Origin of the sequence: Actinopolymorpha pittospori, from assembly GCF_014873875.1 — a bacterium.
GTDB lineage: Bacteria > Actinomycetota > Actinomycetes > Propionibacteriales > Actinopolymorphaceae > Actinopolymorpha > Actinopolymorpha pittospori.
The window spans coordinates 1,969,217-1,990,105 of sequence record NZ_JADBEM010000001.1 but is presented as its reverse complement, the minus strand read 5'-3'; the positions used below and the strand labels follow the sequence as shown (position 1 = coordinate 1,990,105).

The window sequence follows — 20,889 nt, the reverse complement described above, 5'->3', positions numbered from 1 at the left end:
ACCTCAGTCGTCGGTTTTCTTGCCGTAGGCCGTCTGGATCAGCCGCGTACCGACTCGCCTGCTCACCAACGTGCCACGACCGGGCGGCAGCGGGGCGCCGCGGACGCCGCCCCAGAGCGCTCCTTCGTCCTTGTTTCCGGACATGATGAGGCCGGGGTTGCCCAGATCGCGGATCCGCTGGATGACCGGGTCGTACATCGCTCGGCCGGCACCGCCGAAGCCGCGCGCGAGGATGATGTGCAGGCCGATGTCACGGGCCTGGCTCACGAGATCGGCGATCGGGGCCAGCGGATTACCTGTCGACGACGCGACGAGTTCGTAGTCGTCGACGATGAGGAACAGGTCGGAGCCCTGCCACCACGAGCGGTTGCGCAGCTGTTCGGGAGTGACGTCCGGTCCGGGCGTCCGCTTGCGCAAGGCGCCGTTGACATCCTTCATCAGCTTGGTCGCGGCATCGGAGGACGGGGCGAAACCGATCAGGTGTTCGCTGCCGTTGATGGAGTCGAGCAGCGACCGGCGGTAGTCGATGATGATGACCCGCGCCTGCGCGGGGGTGTACCGCGCGACGATGCCCTTGGCCACCAGGTCAAGCAGGTTGGACTTGCCGCACTCGTTGGAACCGAAGACGACGAGGTGTGGCTCGTCCTCCAGGTTGAGGAAGACCGGAGCGAGTTCGTCCTCGTCGATGCCGATCGGGATGAGCCCCGGAGACTGCTCGGCCCTTGGTGGCGGCAGGGAACTGGCCGGGAGGACGTCGGGCAGCAGCCGGACCGGCGGTGCCGAGGGTCCCGGCCACGCGGCGGCGACAGCCTCGGTCATCGCCTTGACACCGTCGCTGAGGTCCTCGGGGTCCTCCACCCCGTCGATGCGGGGCAGCGCGCCGAGGAAGTGCAGCAGGTCGGCTGAGAGTCCACGACCAGGCCGGCTGGCGGGGACGTTGGCCGCGGCCCGCCGGTCCATCTCGGAGTCGTAGGGGTCACCGACCTTCAACTCCAGCCGGGTCTGGATGAGGTCCTTGATCGCCATCCGGAACTCCGACCACTTGTTGGCCGTGGCCACGAGGTGGATCCCGAAGCCGAGGCCGCGCGCGGCCAGCCGGGTGAGGCTCGTCTCGACGGCCTCGTGGTCGCTACGGACGGTTCCCCATCCGTCGACCACCAGGAAGACGTCGGAGGCGAACCGGTCGGGCTGGACCCGCCCCATCCGGCGCATCCGTCGGTAGGTCGCGATGGAGTCGATGCCGGCCTCGGTGAAGGCGCGTTCGCGTTGGTCGAGCAGGGCCGAGATCTCACCGACCGTACGACGGATCGCGTCGGCGTCCAGCCGGGTCGCGACCCCACCGACGTGCGGCAGCCCCAGCAGGGCGGGCAGGGTGCCGCCACCGAAGTCGAGGCAGTAGAACTGCACCTCGTCGGGGCGATGGGTGAGGGAGAACGACGCGATCAGGCTGCGGAGCAGCGTGCTCTTGCCGCTCTGCGGCCCGCCGACGATTCCGACGTGGCCGGCCGCACCGGCCAGGTCGAGCCACATCGGGTCGCGGCGCTGGTAGTAGGGCTTGTCGACGATCGCCACAGGTGCCTGCAGCATGCCGCGGCCCTCCCAGGCCACGGTGAGTCCGTGCTCCTCGCTGACCTCCAGGGGCCCGGGCAGCAGCCCGTCGAGGGTGGGCGGGTCCTCCAGCGGAGGTAGCCAGACCTGGTGGGCGGCGCGACCCATCGTCTGCAGCTGGTCGACCACCAGGTCGACGAGGACCTTCGGCTCCTGGCCCTCCTGCACGGCCGGGGGCTGCGCCTCCTCCAGCTCCGGCTCCGGCGGCACCTCCACGATCTGTGGCTCGACGTAGTCGGTGGTGTAGGCGGTGATCTGGGGTACCCAGTGCTGCTCGCCCGGCTTCGGTGCGGGCTTGGAGACGACCTGGGCGGCCGTGGACGGCTGGTAGACGCCACCGACGTAGGCGGCCTTGAACCTGATCAGACTCTCCGTACCGACCTTGAGGTATCCACCACCGGGCTCACGGGGCAGCTCGTAGGCGTCGGGGACACCGAGGACGACCCGGCTCTCACCGGCGGAGAAGGTCCGCAGACCGATGCGGTAGGACAGGTGGGTGTCGAGGCCGCGCAGCCGGCCTTCCTCCAGCCGCTGGGAGGCGAGCAGCAGGTGGACGCCGAGGCTTCGTCCCAGCCGGCCGATCATCACGAACAGCTCGATGAACTCCGGCTTGGCAGAGAGCAACTCGCTGAACTCGTCGACGACGATCCACAGCGAGGGCATCGGGTCGAGCGGCTTCCCCTTGGCGCGGTCCTCCTCGTAGTCGCGCAGCGACCCGTAGTTGCCTGCCTGCCGGAGGAGTTCCTGCCGGCGGTTCATCTCACCGGCGAGGGCGTCCTGCATGCGGTCGACGAGGACAAGCTCGTCCTCGAGGTTGGTGATCACCGCGGAGACGTGCGGGAGGCTGTCCAGGCCGAGGAAGGTCGCACCGCCCTTGAAGTCGACCAGGACGAGGTTGAGGGCGTCGGGTGAGTGGGTGACCGCGAGACCGAGAACGAAGGTGCGGAGCACCTCGCTCTTGCCGGAACCCGTCGCGCCGATCACCAGGCCGTGCGGACCCATGCCGCCCTGGGCGGACTCCTTGATGTCGAGCTCGACCGGCTCACCTTCGGGGGTGAGGCCGAAGGGGATGCGCAGCCGGTCGCGACGGGGCCGCGGCTTCCAGACCACGTCGGGATCGAGGTGGTAGGCGTTGGGGATGCCGAGCAGGCTCATCAGCTCCAGCTCGTGCTGCGGCTTCTCCTCGACCGCCGTCTCCTCCTCCTCTTCGACGGTTCCGGTGGACGTGACCACGGCCGAACGCAGCGGCGCGAGCTGGCGGGCGAAGGACTCGGTCTGGGCGACGGTCAGCTCGTCCGGCCGGCCGAGCCGGCTCTCCCGTTCGGTGCCGTCGCGGTCCGCCGTGACGTGGAAGACCTGCTCGGGCGTGACCCGAAGCCGCATCACACCCTCACCGGACCGGCGTACGGCGTCTCCGGTCAGGTCGATGACGGTGACGCCCTGCGGCGGAGCGCTCAGGAACCTCGAGTCGTAGCTGGCGTGGCCGCCGTCGATGATCACGACGACGTGCGGCTGGTCGGGGAGCGGGTTGCCGTTGGCGGAGAAGAACGGTCGGTTGGCGAGCTCGTTCACCATCTGGCGCTCGAGCTCCGCCAGCGAGGAGGTGACGAAGCGGATCTGGCCGGCGCCGTCCGTCGCGGTGGGGTGCAGGGAGTGCGGCAGCCACTTGAGCCAGTCCCACTCGGCGCGCCGGTCGGGGGCGAGGCAGGCGGCCACCAGCAGCTCGTGGGGGGCGTGGAACGCCGCGAGATGGGCGGTCATCGCCCGCGTCAGGGCCCGTACGGCGTCGGGATCGCCTTCGAGCCGGACGTGGGCGAAGCCCCGCAGGGACAGGGCGACCGGAACGTCGGGCACGGTGCGGTAGGTCTGGATGAAGCGCCGGAGCGCCCCCGCCGCGACCGGCTCGAGGTCCTCCACCGGCTTGGTCTCCGGCGCGATCAGGTTGAGGACGAACCGCTGCACGCCCTTCGCCACCCGGACGTGACCGAAGTCGCGGTCGGTGGGTCGGCGTTCCCACAGGCGCCGGCTGAGCGGCAGCACCCACAGGCTGTCCGGGTCGGGGTAGCGCCACTCCAGCGCCTCCCGCTGCCGGTTGGCCGCGGTGCGGACCCGGCGACGGAGCTGACCGAGGTAGCGCAGGTAGTCGCGTCGACTTCCGTCAACCTGGTGTTTGCGTTCGGCGGCCTTCCCGCCGGCACCGAGCTGGCTGATGTACATCCCGACCATCGAGACGGCCATCGTGCCGCTCATGAGCATGCGCATCGAGTTGCTGCCGCCGGTACCGCTGCTCAGCATGAACGCCATGACAGCGCCACCGCCCAGCATCGGCAGGATGCCGAACATCTTCTGCATCGCTCCACCGGGCGTGGCCTCGGGGAGTTCGGGAGGCGCCTCGAAGAGCACCTCGCCCTTGGGCATCGTCGGCGGGGACTTGCGCCCTGGCCGACGGTAGAGCACCGTGCTCACTCGACGCCTCCTGAAGACATGGCCGTTTCGGAACGACCGACGTGTCCGAGAGAATGTTAACGACGTGCCACCGACGCCCACCTGGTCGCAAAGTGGGTACTCTCCGGGTTCGTCTGTCCAGGCTGCCCCAGTGCGATAAGGAGATCAACCGTGGACGCGAACAGCGGGGTCGAGCTCTGCCGCGTCACCGTGGTCGCACCACGCACCCGCATGGATCTCGCACTGCCCACCGACACGCCGCTGGCCGACCTGCTGCCGACGCTGCTCCGCTACGCCGGGGAGAACCCCGACGACCCAGCGTTCCTTCGCGGCGGCTGGATCCTGCAGCGGTTGGGTGAGTCGGCGTTCGATCCCTCCCAACGTCTGTCCGGGCTCGGTGTCCGCGACGGTGACGTCCTGCATCTGCGGCACCGCGAGACGGCCATCCCGGAGTTCGCCTTCGACGACGTCGCCGACGCGATCGCCGTCGCGACCCGCGACCGCCGGGCCGCCTGGCAACCCTCCGACGCCCGCGTCGCCGCGTTGTGCGTGGCGGGTGCGTTCTTCGTGCTCGGTGCGCTGGTGGCGCTGACGACCGGGCCCTCCTGGCTGCCACAGACCCTGGTGGCCCTGGTCGCCGCGGTGGGCTTCGTCGCCGGTGGCGCCGCGATGTCGCGGGCGTTCGGCCACCTGCACGCGGGCATGCTGCTCGGCGCCGCCGGAGTGCTCTACGCCGGGGTCGGTGGCCTGCTCGCCCTCGGCGGGGACGACCCGCTCGGATCCTTCGGCGCGATCCAGCTGCTCATGGCGTTCGCGCTGATGCTGGTGATGTCGACCGTCTCGGCGTTCGCGGTCGTCGCCCGCTGGGACGGCTTCCTCGGCGTCGCCACCGGTGCCCTGGTCGGGGTCCTTGCCGCCGCGGCTGTCCTGATCTTCTCCGCGAGTGCCGGCGCGGTCGCGGCGGCCGCCGCCACGGTCGCGCTCGGCGCGATGCCGTTCCTCCCGACGGTCTGCGCACGCCTGGCCGCGCTCCCGCTGCCGCAGCTGCCGACCAGCTCGGAGGACCTCCGCAAGCAGACCGACGTCCTCCCCGGTCCGACCGTGCTCCAGCAGGCGGTCGTGGCCGACAAGCTGGTCGCCGCCCTGATCGCCGCCACCACCACGGTGTGTGGGCTGAGCGCGATCTACCTCACGGCGCAGCCGAGCTGGTTCGGTGTGTCACTCACCGGCGTCATCGGACTCGCGTTGTTCCTGCGCTCACGCCACTTCCGGGGCCGGACCCACCGGCTGTGGCTGGTGTGTGGCGGCGTCGCCTGCGCGACCCTGCTGGTGTGGCGCCTCGCCACCAGCGGCGACGGCGTCGTCATGTTGCTCGCGGTGGGCATACCGTGCCTGCTCGCCGCAGGTGCCCTGGGCGGCTGGGCGGTGAGCATGCCGGGGCGGCGTCTCTCGCCGTACTGGGCCCGCTACACCGACCTCTTCGAGGTGTTCGTGCTACTGGCGGTGGTTCCGCTGGCATTCGGGGCGATGGGCATCTACGACTCCATCATCGCACTCCTCTCCTGAGCGGGTCCCCGCATCCCGCCTGGCTGCGTTGTCGTCGTCACGCGTAGGACACCACTACGCGCCTCCTCCTCCGCCTTGCCAGCCGGGCGCGGATGACCCGCTCAACCGCACACGCCCGCATCCACGATCGCGGCGTTGTCGGCGTCAGCGACCGCCGAAGAGCCGCTGCTCCATCGTGCTCAGCGCGAGCTGACCGAACGCGAGCTGCCCCGCGGCAGCCACCGCGAGCACACCGTTGGGCATCTGGGTGAGCCAGCCGGCGCGGTCCTTGGCGAGCCCGAACCCGCGCCGTGCCACGTCGGCGGAGGCGGGTTCGAGCCGCTGGGCGACGAGGAGGTCGGAGGATCGCAGGCGCGACTCGTCGGCGGGCTCGAGGTCGGACTGGACGGAGACGAACGTCTGCCAGGCGCCCTGCTCCCAGCGAGGAAGCGCCTGGTGGTCGCGGGTGGCGTCGATGACGAGGGAGGGCCGGGACAGGCTGCCCGCGGCGGTCACCCGGGCGCCGGTGGGGAGCACCGTCAGCCAGGCCGGGCCGCGAGGAACGGCCGACACCAGCCGACCCCACGCGGCCACCGCGTCGGTGACGACCGTGACGTGGGCTCCCACCGCGAGCGCGCGGTAGGCGATGAGCTGGGCGAGCTGGCCACCGGAGACCACGCAGATCCGCACCGGGTCGCTCCGGAACAGTCGTACGACGAGCGCGCCCGCCTGCCCCGATCCCAGGACCAGGCCTGCCGGGGGCAGCGTAAGGGTCGTGTCGCCGAGTTCCTCGGCATGGATCTCGTGCGACTGCACCCGCGGGATATGGCTCACGGGGTGCCACCTCCCAACGGGATCGTCGCGAGTACGCCCGGAAGCTGTTCGCCGTCCAGTCGGACGACACTGATCCGCGCACTCCGGGACTGCTTGGTGAGCTGCCGGAACGCCGTACGTGCGGCCTTGGGGTCTTCGGCGCTGACCCGCACGTAGGTCGTGGTGCGGACGGTGCCTTCGGGGGTCCAGGTGAGGCCGAGTGAGGCGGTCGCGGACCTGACCGGCAGCCCCGCCATCGCGTCGAGCAGCCGGGACATGGACGGAATCCCCGCGCGGGGCCAGCTCCGCAGCCAGCCGGTGACGTGGGCCACGCCGTCGCAGGTCCAACCACGCCAGGACTCCGCCGTACGTCGTTCCCGGCGTGATCCGGGGACGTGCTGCGGGTCGACGCCCAGGGTCAGGTCGAGGACCTCGCGCAACTCGCTCTCGTCGAGCGGGCGGCACGGAAGGCCCGAGGACGACAGCACCTTGGTCGCCCAGCCGACGGAGGTGCGCAACGCGCGCCGGACCGCGTCGATGTCGTCACTGTCCAACGTCACCGCGGTGCCGCCCCTGCCGGGTTCGAGGCGCAGAGCGATCCACCACGACATCAGCGAAGGCGTCGAGCCCCCGCTGATCTCGTGGTAGGACGCACCGACCTGGGCGCCGTAGGCACCGAGGGTGGGAGCCGGCGCGGGCAGGGTACGGATGATCAACTGGGCCGAGGCCAACCGGACGCCTTCGGCGTCACCGATGCTCGCGAGGGCGCGAAGGGGGATGTGGACCGGGTCGGCCGAGGCGATGAGGTCCTCGCTGCGGGGGCCGAGCACGACGACGTAACCGGCACCGTCGTGGGCGACGCCCACCGGCCGTTCGCCGCGACGGCCGGCCACCGAGGCGAGTTCGAAGGCGGGCAGCCACTCCCTGACGGGAGCGAGCCCGGGGTCGTGTGGTGGGCCGACGCCGGCACGGGCGTTGCGGCCGCGGTAGCTCCCCCAGACCCGTAGCCAACGCCAGGCCGGGCGGCCGTTCCAGTACACGACCGTCGCCGCGGCCACGAGGAGAAACACGACCGCACCCACGATGAGCAGCCATCCACCCTGTGCGACGCCCGCGGCGAGCAGGCCGATCCCCACCTGCCAGGCGACCACGGTGGCGACAGGGAGTGGACCGAGATGGCGACCCGCGTAGGCCCGGCTCATCCGCGCCGACCCGCGATCGCTCCGGCGGCGGTTGTCGCGGTCGGACCCGCGCGCGCTCCGGCGCTTGCCCGTCGTTCCAGTTCGCTTGGTCGCGCGGTCGGTGCGGACGGCGGACACCGGAACCCCTCCTCCCGTTGGCCGAGGGTGCGCCGCCGGGGCGGACCCGATGGCGGGCACGCCGCGGGATCACGGCGGCTCGCCGGCATATCGTAGTGTTGCCGATCTGGATTCGCCCCGGGCCGGCGGCACCCGATCCGTCGCCACCGCCCGCGCTGACGTCAAGCGCCCTCACGAGGAACGACGATGCAGACCCGACGCGACCAACTGCAGGCGTACCGGTACCTCGTCCGTCGCGTTCTCGCGGCGATGCTGGGCAGCGACCCCGAAGCCATCGAGCAGCCGATGCGCCGGGTCACGACGTCCACCTTCGCGGGCATCATGGTCGGCGCCGTCGCGTGTGCGGGTGTCGCGCTCTACGCATGGCTGGCCGACAGCAACTCGAGCAAGTGGAAGAACGAGGCCGCCAGCGCGCTCATCGTCGAGAAGGAGACCGGCGCGCTCTACGTCTACCGCGACAAGTCCCTCCTCGACCCGACGACATCGAACCAGCCCCCACAGGTCCCTGGCCAGGGGTCCGACAAGAACATGCTGCTGATGCCCATCCGCAACGCCACCTCCGCCATGCTCCTCATGGGCGCCGGCATGACCAAGGTTTCGGTGGGTCGCGACTCGCTGGCGGGCATTCCCCGTGGACCGGAGATCGGCATCGCCAAGGCGCCCAACGCCGTCCCCGTGAAGGAAAGCCTGGTGTCCGCTCCGTGGGCGATGTGTGCCACGGCCCACGTCATCGACGAGGAGACGACGCCCGAGGTCGACCTGCTCATCGGTACGAAGGAGGGCACCGTCGGCGGCAGGACCGTCGGGGAACGCGGGTTGCTGGTGCAGGGACCGGACAAGCGTTACTACCTCGTGTGGCATGGCAAGCGCCTCGCGACCGAGCCGCGTGCCCTCGCCAGCATCGATCTCTCGGCGTCCTCGGCCATCCAGGTCAGTGAGGAGTGGCTGCGCGCTCTGCCCGCCGGCCAGGACCTGGCCGGGCCGACGGTCGAGGGACGAAAGAACCCCGGCCCGGTGACCCTCGACGACGGCACGGGGACCACGATCGGGGAGGTCTTCCATGTCTCGGATCCCGACCGCTTCTACCTCATGAACCATGACGGGTTCGCCGAGATCACCGAGGTCCAGGCGAGGATCCTGCTCGGCACCGGGGTCGCGTTCTCCGACGGGCAGCCCCAGACGTCGCGCACCGAGGTCGGGTTGAGCACCGTCCTCGCGCACCTGTCCGCCGACCACGACGGCGACCTGAGAGTGGCCGATCTGCCGGCGAAGACGCCCGCACTCGTCAGCCTGCCGAGCCGCGACACACCGCTGTGCCTGTGGTACGACAACAACCCCGCAGGCGACAAGGCGCAGCAGCACCTCACCACGGGCGGGACGCTGCCGCCGAGCGTCGACATCGACGCCGGCAGGGGCGCCAGGCCGCGCATCGTCGTTCCTCCTGGTGGCGGTGCGCTCGCCGCGCTGCTCCCGGCACCCGGCGTGGCGCCGTCCGGCTTCTACCTCATCACCGAGTCCGGGGAGAAGTTCCCCGTGCCGAACAAGGAGACGCTGGCCCTGCTCGGATACGACGGAGTCGACCCGTTGCCGGTCCCACCTCCGTTGCTGAACCTCATCCCGACCGGACCCGCGTTGAGCTCGCAGGCCGCATCACACGCGGACCAGCTCACCGCGGCCTCCACCACAGGAAACTAGGGAGCCTTCGGCGAACGCCCGTCGACCGGCGAGGGACGATTCGCCGACGGCGTGACGACGGGCCGAGTTCGAGCGCTCGGGTTATCCACATGCCTGGGTGTACCCCCTCACGCGGAGACCCTGTTTCGCGTTAGCGTGTTCTCGCGTCTGGTGCTAACCCACCAACGATCTCCAGCCCCACGGGCACTCGGGGACATGGCAAGCAGATCCGGGACGCGAGCGAGACCTCAACGAAGCGACAACACGCCCGAGCAGGTACGGGCTGAAAGAGGAGGTAGGTGTGGGAACAGCAGCTTCGCAAGACCGGGCCGCGATGGCCGAGGCCGCCCAGCGCGTGGGCGACTCGTTCGACGTCATCGTCGGTATCAAGGGCCAGTTGCAGGACTACGCCGTCACGGCAGCCGGGAAGTGGAAGGGCGAGTCCTCCAGGAGCTTCCAGAACGTCATGGGGGAGTTCGACAAGCAGTTCATGACCATCTGCGACTCCCTCAACGACCTGCGGGAGAAGCTGGGTGCGGCGCGGATGAGCTACGAGGCGACCGAGCAGCAGCAGCAGGAAGCCGTCAGCAAGATCGATGCGCTCCTCAACGGCACCACCTGATCCTCGCACCCCGACTCCGCACGCCCACTTGCACGGGAGGTTAGACATTCATGACTGAATTCACTGCCTGGGACAGCCAGACGATGGACGAGCTCGAGGCCAACCTCCGGCTCGCCTACCGTGGCGTCGAGGACGAGACCAACGACCTCGAGAAGGCGATCGAAAACAAGAGCCAGGACTGGACTGGTGAGGCTCGCGAGGCCTACTGGCAGAAGAAGGCCGAGTGGGAGCAGGCGATCCGTGAGCTCAACGCCATCCTCGACAGGTTGGGTGCGGGCGTGAAGGACATCCACGAGAACTTCACCAGCACCGAGCGCAGCAACGCCACCATGTTTCAGGACTGAGCTGGTCGTCTCCCACCGACCCCCGAAGATCCCGGTTACCGTGAAGGTGGCCGGGATTCTTCCTGCCCGGACCACGGCGTGGCCGTCCGGATCGCACCGCGCACCGGACCCGAATCCCCTTCCAGAAAGGGGCTCGCGGGTGCCGATCAGGCCTGGGGCGAGGGGCCCGGCGTGAGTCCCAGCCGCCACCACTGCCCCACGAGGTCCTGGCCGAAGCTTCGATGGGGCTCGGATCGTTCGAGGACGAAGCCGGCCCGCTCATAGACCCGTCGGGCGGCGGCGAGAACGTCGTTCGTCCACAGCACCAGATCCGCATAGCCCGCCCGGCGCGCGAAGCGCACGCACTCCTCGACCAGACGCGAACCGACCCCGCTTCCCCGCGCGGCGGGCTCGACCAGCAGGAGACGCAGCTGCGCGGTGCGGTCGTCCTTGCGGACGCAGAGCACAGCGCCGGCGGGGTCACCGTCGATCTCGGCGATCCACCCGGCTTCGCACCGGGGATCATGGTGGTCGATGTAGTCGGCGACGATCCTCGCGACCAGCGCCTCGTAGCTCGCGTCCCAGCCGTACTCCTCCGCGTAGACCACGGCGTTGCGGTGGACGATCCAGCCGAGGTCACCGGCCCGAAGTGGCCGGATGACGTACGCCGACGGCGCAGGGCGCTCGCCCAGCAGACGGCTGACCAGTCCCATCGCGGCGACCAGCCGGTGGCGTTCCTCCTGCGTGAGCCCTTCCAGCAGGCCGCTCACGTCGTCGGAGGCGCGTGCGTCGAGGGTCGAGGACACCGCGCGTCCTTCCTCGGTCAGGGTGACCACCTGACGCCGACCGTCCGCCTCGGACGGGGCCCGGACCACCAGGCCCGCCTCCTCCCACCGGGCGAGGATACGGCTGAGATAGCTCGCGTCAAGGGCGAGTTGACGACGAAGCTCGGCGACCTCGGTCTGGTCCCGGTGCGCCAGCTCGAAGAGGATCCGCGCCTCCGTGAGCGAGTAGGGCGTGTCGAGATGGCCTTCCCCGAGCACGCCGATGCGCGTGGTGTAGAAGCGGTTGAACGCACGCACCTCCTCCACGTGCGTGGCGGCGGGAGTGCCGTTGGACGTCGACGCGGACATCATGGACCACCTCCACGAACTACTGGACTCCGTCCAATGATTCCTGTCGACGCCGGGTCATGGCAAGCGCGCGGGGGTGTTCGCAGACGAGGCGCGGGTTCGGCCGATGTCGAAGACGGTCGATGAGAAGGGCCGCGGACTCGGCCCGAGAGGTCAGGGGCCGGGCTGTGCTGGCGCACCGCCAGGGCCACGCCCCGTCGGCGGTGCGGGGGAAGCGGCCGCCGGGCCACCTGGCACGTCGGACGTCGGCGTCGCACGGCGTACGGTCAGCAGCGCCCACGCGGCCGAGCCCGCCATCAGCAGGGTGCCGATACCCAGGACGACGTATCCGAGCGCGATCCGGGCGGGTTCACCGCTGGTGTGAAGCCCCAGCGCCACCAGCACGACGATGACGCCGGCAACCGTCTCGAGCCACCACGCCAGGCCGAACGGCCGCGGGCGATCGGGACGTGCGCGGCGTACTCCCATCGCCCAGCCGACGCCGAGGACGATCGCGAGGATCGTGGACAGTCCGAACGCCACGAACAACACCAGGTTGACCGTGTCGCTACCGGTCGCCGCGTCGCGGGTCACCAGCGCGGGGTGGGAGCCGAGGTCGGCGAAGATGCCGCGGCGCGGCCCGAGGGCGAACACCGCGTAGGCCAGGGCGAGCACGGTCTCGATCGCGAGAACCACCACAAGGACCTTGCCGAGCGCGCTGGGGTAGGCCGACGGTTGCCGGGCCGGCTCCGTGGGGATCGCCGAGGGCGACGTCCCTGGCGGCGGCGAGGACCACTGCCCGGCCATGCGCTGCGGAGGTGTCTGCCAGGGAGCGGCGTCCTGCGACCCCGACCAGGGCGGCGACTCAGCCGAACCGTCGGGCCGGCGCTGCCAGGAGGGCCGGATGTGGTGCTGTCCCTGTCCGCCGGGCTGTCCCTGTCCGCCGGGCTGTCCCTGTCCGCCTGGCTGGGACGGGCCCTCGGACGGGGAGGGTCCGGTCGGCCGCGGTGACGGGGCACCCGGTCCCGGTGGTGGTCCCTGCACCGGCGGCCGGGCTTCGGTCAACGCCAAGCCGCACCGCGCACACGCGCGAGGGCTGTCCGGATTGTCGAAGCCGCAACGTGGGCAGCGCATCTACGGGAGCCTCGTCATCTCGTCGTGCCGCAGGGGTGGGACGCGCGCGAGCCTACCGGGGCAAAGCGCGCCGGCAGGCCGTGGATCACCGTGGCCGGTCACGACGGACCGATCACGTCGGCCGCCGCGCGCGGGTGCCGTTCGGCGTCGGCGAGGGAGCCGATGCCGGGGCAGGCCATCGGTGCGCCCACCACCGGGACGTCGATGCCAGGGCGCCGGCTCAACGGTGTGACCAGCAAGTCCCGTCGCCTCCCGTGCGTTCGTCCTGCGTCGACCGGATCACCCCGGATCGCGATGATCGACTTGGGCAGCCCGAAGGCCCCTCGCACCAGACCTGCGATCCTTCGAACTACCCACCCCGGAGCCGGACGGAAACCAGTCCGACGTCCCGGACCGGCATGACCGCCCACGCCGGGTGGGCGCAGATCGGTGACCGGAGCGCCAACGCCGGGCGAGCGCGGCCTTCGCCTGCGAACCGTCCGAACGTCCGAACAGGTCCGAAGGGTCCGAGAACAGCCTCAGCCGTGCTGGGAGCGCAGGAAGGCCCCGAAGTGCGGGACGGTGAACGCCACCGACCCGCGCTCCGCGGCATAAACCAGGCCCTTCTTGATCAGGCCGTCGCGCGCCGGTGACAGGCTCTGCGGCTTGCGGCCGAGCAGCGCCGCGACGTCGGCGGTGGGCACCGGCCGGTCGGCGAGTCGCGCGCCGAGTTCGGCCATCGCCCGCATGTACTCCCGCTCGGCCGGCGTGGCGCGTTCGTACCGGGAGCCGAAGAAGCCGACCGCCAACTCCGCCTCCGCCTCCGGCGCGGCGACCTTCACGTCTTCGGCGCAGATGGGGCTCGTCGGGGCGACGTCCCAGGTGGCCTTGCCGAAGGCCTGGACGAAGTACGGATAGCCGTCGGTGACCTCGTGCAGAGCGGCCAGCGCGTCCGGCTCGAACTCGACGTCCTCGCTCATGGCCGGCACGGTGAGGGCCCGATCGGCCGCGTCCCGCTCCAGCCGGTCGACGGAGATGTAGCGGAAGAGCCGCTCGGCGTAGGACTTGCTCGCCGACAGCGCCGTCGGCAGGTGCGGCAACCCCGCGCCGACAACGACGAAGGCGACGCCTCGCTGGCTGATCTCGTGGCAGGCACCGCACAGCGCCGCGAGCTCGTCCGGCTGGATGTCCTGCATCTCGTCGATGAAGACCGCCACGCCCACCCCGAGGTCGCGGGCGAGTTCGCCGGCGGCGGTGAAGAGTTCGGTGAGGTCGAGTTCGAGGTCGCCGGAGTCCGCGCGCCCGCGAAGAGCGGGTACGTCGTACGGGGGCCGCCACCGCACACCCTTGCGGTCCTTGACCGAGGTCTCCAGCGCGAACGCCTTGAGGACGCCGAGGAACTCCTCCGCGCGTTCGGGATCGCGGTGGCGGGGTGTGAGCTCGCGGCTCGCGGCGTGCAGGGCCTGCGCGATCGGCAGCCGGATCGACCGGTCGGGACGTGCTTCGACCTTGCCGGTGCCCCACGCGCGGCTGAGGGCGAGGGAACGCAGCGCGTTGAGCAGCACGGTCTTGCCGACGCCGCGCAGGCCGGACAGAACGAGGCTGCGCTCAGGCCGGGCGGCGGCGACGCGTTCGAGAACGACCTCGAACTGGCGTACCTCGCGATCGCGACCGGCGAGTTCGGGCGGACGCTGGCCGGCTCCGGGTGCGTAGGGGTTGCGCACGGGGTCCACGCTCAGACTGTATGAGCCCGTCTAGGAGGAAACCTAGATTTCGCTAGAGGGCGCTAGCGGCGTGTCGCGACCAGAGTGCGACGGTGAAGGTACCCGCTCCGACCCGAGCGCGGCGTTCGATCGGAACCGATCGCCTCGTATACCGCTGTCTAGCGTGATCGCTAGACAGCGGTAGAACCAGCTAGCCGGAAGTCGGGTCCGGCCCCTGACGAGAGTCCGGACCCTGCGAGCGGTCCTGGTCAGCGGGTGGCCAGCGTCGCCGAGAGGACGGTGACCAGAACGGGCACCGCCACGATGCCGAGCAGGACGACCAGGCTCCACGGGTTGCCGAGGTTGAGCGTCCAGCCGATACCGAACCGCTTGGGCACGAACACCGCCGAGTCCTCGCGGTTGACGTAGACGGCACCCAGACGCCAGAGGCCGTCGTCATCGCGCTGCACCACGCCGGTGTCCTGCTCCGGGGCGCCGTCGACCACCAGTCGGCTGCCAGCCTGCCCGCTTCGGATGGTGAAGGCGAGCAGGATCACGACCCCCAGCACGATCGGAAGGATCACCGAGAGGACGGACAGGCGCCTCGACCCGTCCCAGATCTGCCAGGCTCCCGCCAGGATCGACCCGTCGACGCAGGCGACGAGAAGCAGCAGGCCCTTCGTCGTCCGTACGACGTAACCGCGATGCTGCCGGGCCGTGGTCACCGGCGCGGCGGCATCGATGTCTGGTCTCGCCCGGAAGGACAGCACCATGAGGCCCGCCACCAGGAGGGTGAGTGCCACCTGGACGATGACGAAGGCGAGGGCGCTGCCGACCGAGGTCCGCACCTGTTGGTCCGGCGTACCGTCGACGGCGAAGTGGGTGATCAGGGTCGACGGCAGGTGCGGGTAGCGGACGATGCCGGCCACGAGAGTCACGACGATCACCAGCACGGCCGGCAGTCCCCACAACCACGGGAACCGCGGCGGCGAGGTGCGAAGCGACGTGTCGGCGGCCACCCGCTGGCGCAGCCCGGCGTACCAGTTCTCGCGGTCCTTGGCCGCCCGGATCGCGCGATGTGCCCGTACGTAGGCAGGCAGTGGAGCCAACACCGCGACGAGCATCGGGGCCACCCCGACCACCGGCGACGCGACGACAGCGGACACGACGACACTCGCCACGAGCAAGCCGCCGCCGACCAGCAGAACCCAACGCCGGTAGGTACGGCGCTGCTCGACGATCACCGGGTCGTGCACGTGGCCGGGCGGGATCCGGACGCCGAACTGCAGGGTCGGCCGGATCAGGGCCGGCAACGACCAGGCGAGCAGCAGGACGACCGCGGAACCAGCGGCCCACGCCAGCGCCACCCCGACCGACATCACGACGCTCCAGGGAACCAAGCCGCCCCGACACACCCCGGAACCCGGGCCCGCGCGTCACGGACGGTCAGGAGGCCACTCTCCCGCTTCCGCCGGCCGGCGCCACGCGGGAAACGGCAGGTCATACGCATCCTTGACGTCAGTCGATCGAGGAATCTGGCGCCGTCTAGCGTACGGACTAGATTCCCCTAGACCTTCTGAGAGGCTGGCAGCCGCTGATCCAGGGGTCGCCTCCCCTCGCCCGGGCGGCCCAGCAGCCAGGGCAACGCGCACCCACCGATGAGCATCACGAGCGCGCTCGCGGTCAGCGTGACCGTGAACAGGTTGTTGGCCATGCCCTGGACGAGGAACGCCAGCACCGCGACACCGATGCCGAGGGGTTCCCCGGGTGGTGCGGCCGCTCCGCGCCGGCCGAGCGGCCACCACCGGGGCCGGCTCGCCGGACCGCTCACGCTCGGTGCCAGGTCGCCTGCGCCGGGCAGGCCGGCAGCCGCCGCGATCGCGCGCGCCCGCCGGATGACCGCGATCGCCACCAGGGCGAGGGCGACGTTGAGGAGGAAGGCACCGAGCAGGCCGAGCACGCCGTTCTCCGCCGCGGCGAGCAGCACGGTGTTGTGGGCGTTGTTGCCCGCCACCCCGAAGGAGGTGGTCCGGTAGCCCTCCGGGTCCGCGGCCGTGAAGGCGGCCTGCTCGCCCGGACCGACGCCGGCGAGGGGGTGGCGGAGGAACACCCGGAGCGCGGAGGTGTAGAGCGCCATTCGGTCGGTGCGGTCGCTCGCGATGCGTTCGAACGCCGGAGGCACCAGCACCAGGACGCCCACCACCACCGCCGCCCCGGCGACCAACCACCGCAGCCGGCCACGCAGGGCGATGAGGACGGCGCACGCGAGCAACGTCACCGCGAGCGAGCTCCGGGTGTAGGTGAGGACGAGCGTCACCACCTGCGCGACGACGCAGACCGACCAGCCCAGCCGCTGCGCGCGACTCGTCGCGTCCAGCGCGATGCCCAGGGAGACCGGGATGGACAGGACGAGCAGGGCGCCGAGGAAGTTGGGCGAGAGGTCCAGCGTGCCCGTGACCCGGCCGGGGATCTCCCCGACCAGGCTGGTGTTGCCCTGCGCTGCCTGCAGTCCGAACCCGCCCGGGAACCCGACGAGGTACGCGACCAGGCTGAACACCGACTCGAACGTGCCGACGCCGGCAAGCCCCCGGGCCACGACCCACCGGGTGCGGTCGGGGGGCGCCTGGCCGATCACCACGAGGACCATCGCGGCGTACAGCAGCACCCGGCCCGGCCCACGGAAGAGCAGGCCCATCGTCTCGGGCAGCGTCTCCGCGTTGACGGACGCCGAGACCGTCGCCCCGGCCGCGAGCAGGCCGACGCCGACGGCGAGCAACCGGCCGTAGGGCACGCGGTCCAGCGCGCCACGGCGCAGCGCGTGCGGCAGCAGCAGGACCAGACCGATGAGGAAGAGAACGTCGTCCGCCCCGAGGCCCAGGGCGACCGTCTCGTGCGGGGGGATGACCGTGAACACCGCAACCAACAGGCCGAGCGACGGCGGCCAGGCGCGCAGGGCGGGTACGAACCACCACACCCCGACCGCCACGAGCAGGGCGGCCGCGCCGAACGCGAACGCCGTCACCGGGTGCCTCCGGCGCCGTCCGGGCCGCCGGCCGCCGCACCGGGTTCGCCGGCTTCGGGATCCTCGCCGGGGAGCCGGTCTCCGTCGAGCACGTTGCCACGGACGACGTGCTCGACCTGGATGTCGACCGCGCCCGGCTCGGCCCGTACGGCGTGCACCGCGCCGATGATCATGAGGTCCTTGATCCGGACGTGCCGGGACTTCGAGGACAGGCAGATGCCGTCGCCGTCCTTCACCGCGACGGGGTAACGGTGCGGGTCGGCCTGCCCGCTGCGCAGATACAGCTGGCCGTCGGCCCACCAGCCGGCTTCGTCCACCGTCGCGCCAGGCGGTCGGGCGTATCCCGTCAGGGCGATCCCGCCGATCTTGATGAAGCCGTAGTCGGGGTCACCGATGAGCTTGATCGGGTCCGGCCACGGCGTACTCCACGTGCGGTGGGTCGCCGTCTCCTCCCGCAGCGTCCAGGGGCCGCGGACGGGTGTGACGGTCGTGAGCACCGTCGGCCGCAGGGTGTTGGTGTAGATGTTGCGCCGGATCACCACCGGCCGCCCGGCCGAGCCCACCACGGTGAGGCACTTCGTGCCGGTCCCGGGGTAGGACAGGCGCTCGCCGTACCCGGTCAGCAGGATGTCGGTGCCCGGCCTGGCGCGGCGGGCGGCCTCCTCGATCGTGGCGAGCGGTTGGTCGGGCAGCCGACCGGCGTAGTCGTCATTACCGATCCGAGGGTCGACGTACAGCGTGAGCGGCAGAGTCGCACTCGCCGGCGGCACCAGCGCGTCGGCGAGCAGGCTCACCCCGAGGACGCCGACCGCGGCGCCGACGAGAGTCAGGACCCTCCGCCTGGTCATCACGTCGACACCTCGGTCCCACCGAGACGATCGGCGCGGCTCGACCGGCCCGACCGGGCGGCCAACAGCTCCGTGTACCGGTCGATCGTCGCGGCGGCCGCGGCGTCGACGTCATGGCCGCGCGCGGTCCGGTCGCCGGCGGCGACCAGGGCACGGCGGCGTTGCGGATCACGAACCGCCGCGAGTGCGCGGACCAGGGCGGACGCCAGCGAACCCGGATCCTCCGGCTGGCAGGCGAACCCGGTCACGCCGTCCTCGACGGACTCGGCGAGCCCGCCGAGGTCGGAGACGACCGGGACGCAACCGGCCGCCATCCCCTCCAGCGGAGCGAGACCGAGCGCCTCCTCCCGGGAGGGAACGACGAGCACCTCGGCCCGCGCCATCTCCTCGGCGACCGCCTCCTGCGGCAACGCGCCGGCGAAGTCGACGCGTACCCCCGCCGCGGCGGCCTGGCGGTGCAGCGGCCAGCGTTCCGGGCCGTCGCCGACCACCCGCAGCGCGGGAACGTGCGCACCGTCCCGGGCGAGCTGGGCGAGCGCGGCGATCAGGACGTCGAGGCCCTTGCGGGGAATGAGGTTGGCGACGAACAACAGCTCCTGGGTACGCCGGGCCGACCGGTCGCGCGCCGCCGCGAACTCGGCGTACCTGATGCCGGGCGAGACGATCGCGATCCGCTCGCCGGGAAGGCCGAAGCGCCGCTCCACCTCACCGGCGAGGTAGCGGCTGTTGGCGATCACCAGGCCGGACCGGGCGAAGACCGCCTGACAGAGCTCACGGTCGATGCGGGAGCGCTCGGGGAGCCGGAGTACGTCGGACCCGTGGGCGAACAGGACCAGCGGGGCACGCAGGCGTACGGCGAGCGGCCAGGCGAAGGCGCCGGTGGGATGGGCGATGTGCGCTTCGACGACGGTGTCGGTGCCGCTCTTCGCGGGCGAGGGAGGGCCGGTGAGCCCGGCGCGCACGACGCCGGAGAGGAGGCTCGCGTAGCGGAGCGGTGCCATGCGGTGGTCGTGAACGGGCACCACTCGCACGTCGTGACCGAGTCGGATCAGTGCGTCGACACGGTTGGCCACGAACGAGCCCCAGGCCGGCCTGCGTGGACTCGGCCACAGGTTGGTGACGACGACGACGCGCAGCAGGGGCTCCTCGCTGGCTGGTACCTGTTCGGAGTGAACCCGACCGCTCAGGCATGATGCGACACGGCGACTACGCCGCCCCGATCCCAGGCTCTAGGACACGACGGTGCCGAACGATACCCTGCCCGACTCCGACGCAGAGTCCGCACGCCGCCGGCTCACAGGCCGGCTGGTGCGGGGGACGCTGTGGTCGATGCTGGGCATCGCGGCGCTCGGAATCACCCGGCTGGTCTACACCGCGTTGATCGGCCGAACCGGCGATCCGGCCCGGCTCGCCGAGGTCAACTCCCAGGTCTCCCTGGCGTTCCTCGCGACGTTCGCGACGGCCGCGGCGACCGGTGCGGGCGCCCAGAAGTTCCTCCCGCTCACGGCCGCGCGGTCCGGACCCGCCGCCGCGGCCGCCGTACGCCGGAAGCTCACCTGGTGGACCGTGGCGGCCTCGGGCGTCGTCATCGTCGGGCTCGGCCTGCTCGCCCCCGAACTCCTGCCGGGTTCGGCGTTCTCCGACGTGGTCTGGGTGTGCGCCCTCATCGCCGCCTACGGCGCGTGCTCCTACACGAAGTCGGTGCTGTACGGGTTCCATCTGCCGAGCCGCTACGCCGTGCTGGAGTTGGGCGCGGACGTGGTGATCCTGGTCCTCACGATCGCCGCCGTCCTGTGGCTTCCGGGCATGCTCCTGGCCCCGCTCGTCGTGGGCTACGCGCTGTTCGCGATCGGTGCCACCGTGTCGACGCCCCGCACGCGCCCCGGCGCAATGCCGTCGATGGGTGGCGAACTCGGCGGTTTCGTCGCCTACACAGCGCTTGGGATCGCCGCCGGTCAGGGTTTCTTCCAGGTCTCCATGCTCGTGGCCCGGCACGCGACGAGCGCACCCGAGGCAGGGGCCTACGCCGCGGCGATGAGCCTGATCGGTCCGGCGTTCTTCCTGCCGCGGGCGATGGCGATGGCGTTCTTCCCGGCGGCGGCCGAGGCGGTCGGACGCGGTGACACGGCGGCGCTCGCCCGGCACACCGACGCGGTGACACGCCTTCTGCTGCTGGCGGCACTGCCGGCGTTCGCGGTGGCGGCGATGGTGGGCGGGCCGGTGTTGCGGCTGGTGTTCGGATCGGGGTACGGCGACGGTGGCACGGTCTTCGCGATCCTCGTCCTGGCGGTGTTCTTCTACGTGGTCGCGGTGCCCTCGGTGAACGTGCTCTCCGCCCACGACCTCGCCCTCGCGCGGATCCCCCCGCTCGCCTCCACGGTCGGCGTGGTGGTCGGAGTGGCGGTCTGGCTCACGGTTGGCGGCCGATGGGGCGCGGGCGGCGTCGCCGTCGGATACCTCGCCGGGATGGTGGTGCAGGCGGGGGTACCGGTCGCCGTCGCGTTCCGTCGACTCGGCATCCGATGGGGCACTCGGCTGCTGCGCTACGCCGCGAGTACCTGCGCGGGGATAGCGCTGTCGACACTGGCCCTGGTCACCGGGAGTCCCGGCATGCTGGCGGTCTGCGTCGGCGGCTTTGTCCTGGTGTTCGCGCTCCTTCACGCGCGCGAGATTGCCGGTACGGTACGACTCGTTCGCGAGCTGCGGACCGCCGCGGCCCACCGCTGAACGCACCGCCGTGGC

General features: G+C 71.2%; 16 protein-coding genes. 5 read left to right on the top strand and 11 right to left on the bottom strand.

All coding sequences use genetic code 11. From position 1 onward, the window contains the following. Positions 1–3: 3 nt before the first annotated feature. Entirely contained in the window at positions 4–4,074 is a 4,071-nt protein-coding gene (eccCa, locus tag HEB94_RS09385; RefSeq protein WP_192749533.1) for a type VII secretion protein EccCa, read from the bottom strand. A gap of 150 nt (positions 4,075–4,224) precedes the next feature. Between eccCa and eccD the strand changes: the two genes are divergently transcribed. Beyond that, positions 4,225–5,619 carry a type VII secretion integral membrane protein EccD gene (eccD, locus tag HEB94_RS09380; RefSeq protein WP_192749532.1) on the top strand — a complete coding sequence of 465 codons (1,395 nt, stop codon included), beginning with the start codon at positions 4,225–4,227 and terminating at the stop codon, positions 5,617–5,619. A gap of 144 nt (positions 5,620–5,763) precedes the next feature. Here the strand turns inward: eccD and HEB94_RS09375 are convergent, their stop codons facing one another. Both HEB94_RS09375 and HEB94_RS53435 read right to left on the bottom strand, forming a co-directional pair. After that, a complete protein-coding gene (locus tag HEB94_RS09375) occupies positions 5,764–6,432 on the bottom strand; it encodes a hypothetical protein (protein WP_192749531.1) in 669 nt (222 codons plus the stop codon). Beyond that, on the bottom strand, positions 6,429–7,730 hold the full coding sequence (locus HEB94_RS53435; RefSeq protein WP_192749530.1) for a type VII secretion protein EccE: 1,302 nt from the start codon (positions 7,728–7,730) through the stop codon (positions 6,429–6,431). The genes HEB94_RS09375 and HEB94_RS53435 overlap by 4 nt, the downstream gene beginning before the upstream one ends. 186 nt (positions 7,731–7,916) lie before the next feature. Between HEB94_RS53435 and eccB the strand changes: the two genes are divergently transcribed. The 3 genes from eccB (at position 7,917) to HEB94_RS09355 (ending at position 10,370) form a co-directional block, all read left to right on the top strand. Next, the gene (gene eccB, locus HEB94_RS09365; protein WP_192749529.1) at positions 7,917–9,425 is read left to right on the top strand and encodes a type VII secretion protein EccB; all 1,509 of its coding nucleotides are present in this window, start codon (positions 7,917–7,919) and stop codon (positions 9,423–9,425) included. Positions 9,426–9,705: 280 nt separating this feature from the next. After that, positions 9,706–10,026 (top strand): WXG100 family type VII secretion target, encoded by a 321-nt coding sequence (locus tag HEB94_RS09360; protein WP_192749528.1) that lies wholly within the window; start codon positions 9,706–9,708, stop codon positions 10,024–10,026. 50 nt (positions 10,027–10,076) lie between these two features. Continuing rightward, the gene (locus HEB94_RS09355; RefSeq protein ID WP_192749527.1) at positions 10,077–10,370 is read left to right on the top strand and encodes a WXG100 family type VII secretion target; all 294 of its coding nucleotides are present in this window, start codon (positions 10,077–10,079) and stop codon (positions 10,368–10,370) included. Positions 10,371–10,516: 146 nt separating this feature from the next. Here HEB94_RS09355 and HEB94_RS09350 read toward each other — a convergent pair whose 3' ends face one another. The 8 genes from HEB94_RS09350 to HEB94_RS09315 all read right to left on the bottom strand — a co-directional run bounded on the left by HEB94_RS09350 (position 10,517) and on the right by HEB94_RS09315 (position 19,220). Beyond that, the gene (locus HEB94_RS09350; protein ID WP_202896241.1) at positions 10,517–11,485 is read right to left on the bottom strand and encodes a bifunctional helix-turn-helix transcriptional regulator/GNAT family N-acetyltransferase; all 969 of its coding nucleotides are present in this window, start codon (positions 11,483–11,485) and stop codon (positions 10,517–10,519) included. A 150-nt stretch (positions 11,486–11,635) separates the two neighbouring features. Further along, on the bottom strand, positions 11,636–12,268 hold the full coding sequence (locus HEB94_RS09345; RefSeq protein WP_192749526.1) for a hypothetical protein: 633 nt from the start codon (positions 12,266–12,268) through the stop codon (positions 11,636–11,638). Positions 12,269–12,693: 425 nt separating this feature from the next. Beyond that, positions 12,694–12,924, bottom strand: a complete 231-nt coding sequence (locus tag HEB94_RS09340) for a hypothetical protein (RefSeq protein WP_192749525.1) — start codon at positions 12,922–12,924, stop codon at positions 12,694–12,696. Between the two features lie 189 nt (positions 12,925–13,113). Then, entirely contained in the window at positions 13,114–14,307 is a 1,194-nt protein-coding gene (locus HEB94_RS09335; RefSeq protein ID WP_192749524.1) for an AAA family ATPase, read from the bottom strand. A gap of 239 nt (positions 14,308–14,546) precedes the next feature. Further along, positions 14,547–15,656 carry a DUF1648 domain-containing protein gene (locus HEB94_RS09330; RefSeq protein WP_192749523.1) on the bottom strand — a complete coding sequence of 370 codons (1,110 nt, stop codon included), beginning with the start codon at positions 15,654–15,656 and terminating at the stop codon, positions 14,547–14,549. 188 nt (positions 15,657–15,844) lie between these two features. Next, positions 15,845–17,299: an O-antigen ligase family protein gene (locus HEB94_RS09325; RefSeq protein ID WP_192749522.1), complete on the bottom strand. Its 1,455-nt coding sequence runs from the start codon at positions 17,297–17,299 to the stop codon at positions 15,845–15,847. After that, complete coding sequence (locus HEB94_RS09320; RefSeq protein ID WP_192749521.1) at positions 17,296–18,147, bottom strand: twin-arginine translocation signal domain-containing protein; 852 nt, start codon at positions 18,145–18,147, stop codon at positions 17,296–17,298. Before HEB94_RS09320 ends, HEB94_RS09325 begins: the two co-directional genes overlap by 4 nt. Beyond that, positions 18,147–19,220, bottom strand: coding sequence for a glycosyltransferase (locus HEB94_RS09315; RefSeq protein WP_192749520.1), 1,074 nt, complete (start codon positions 19,218–19,220; stop codon positions 18,147–18,149). The genes HEB94_RS09320 and HEB94_RS09315 overlap by 1 nt, the downstream gene beginning before the upstream one ends. A gap of 169 nt (positions 19,221–19,389) precedes the next feature. Between HEB94_RS09315 and HEB94_RS09310 the strand changes: the two genes are divergently transcribed. Continuing rightward, entirely contained in the window at positions 19,390–20,874 is a 1,485-nt protein-coding gene (locus tag HEB94_RS09310) for a lipopolysaccharide biosynthesis protein (protein WP_192749519.1), read from the top strand. Positions 20,875–20,889: the final 15 nt, after the last annotated feature.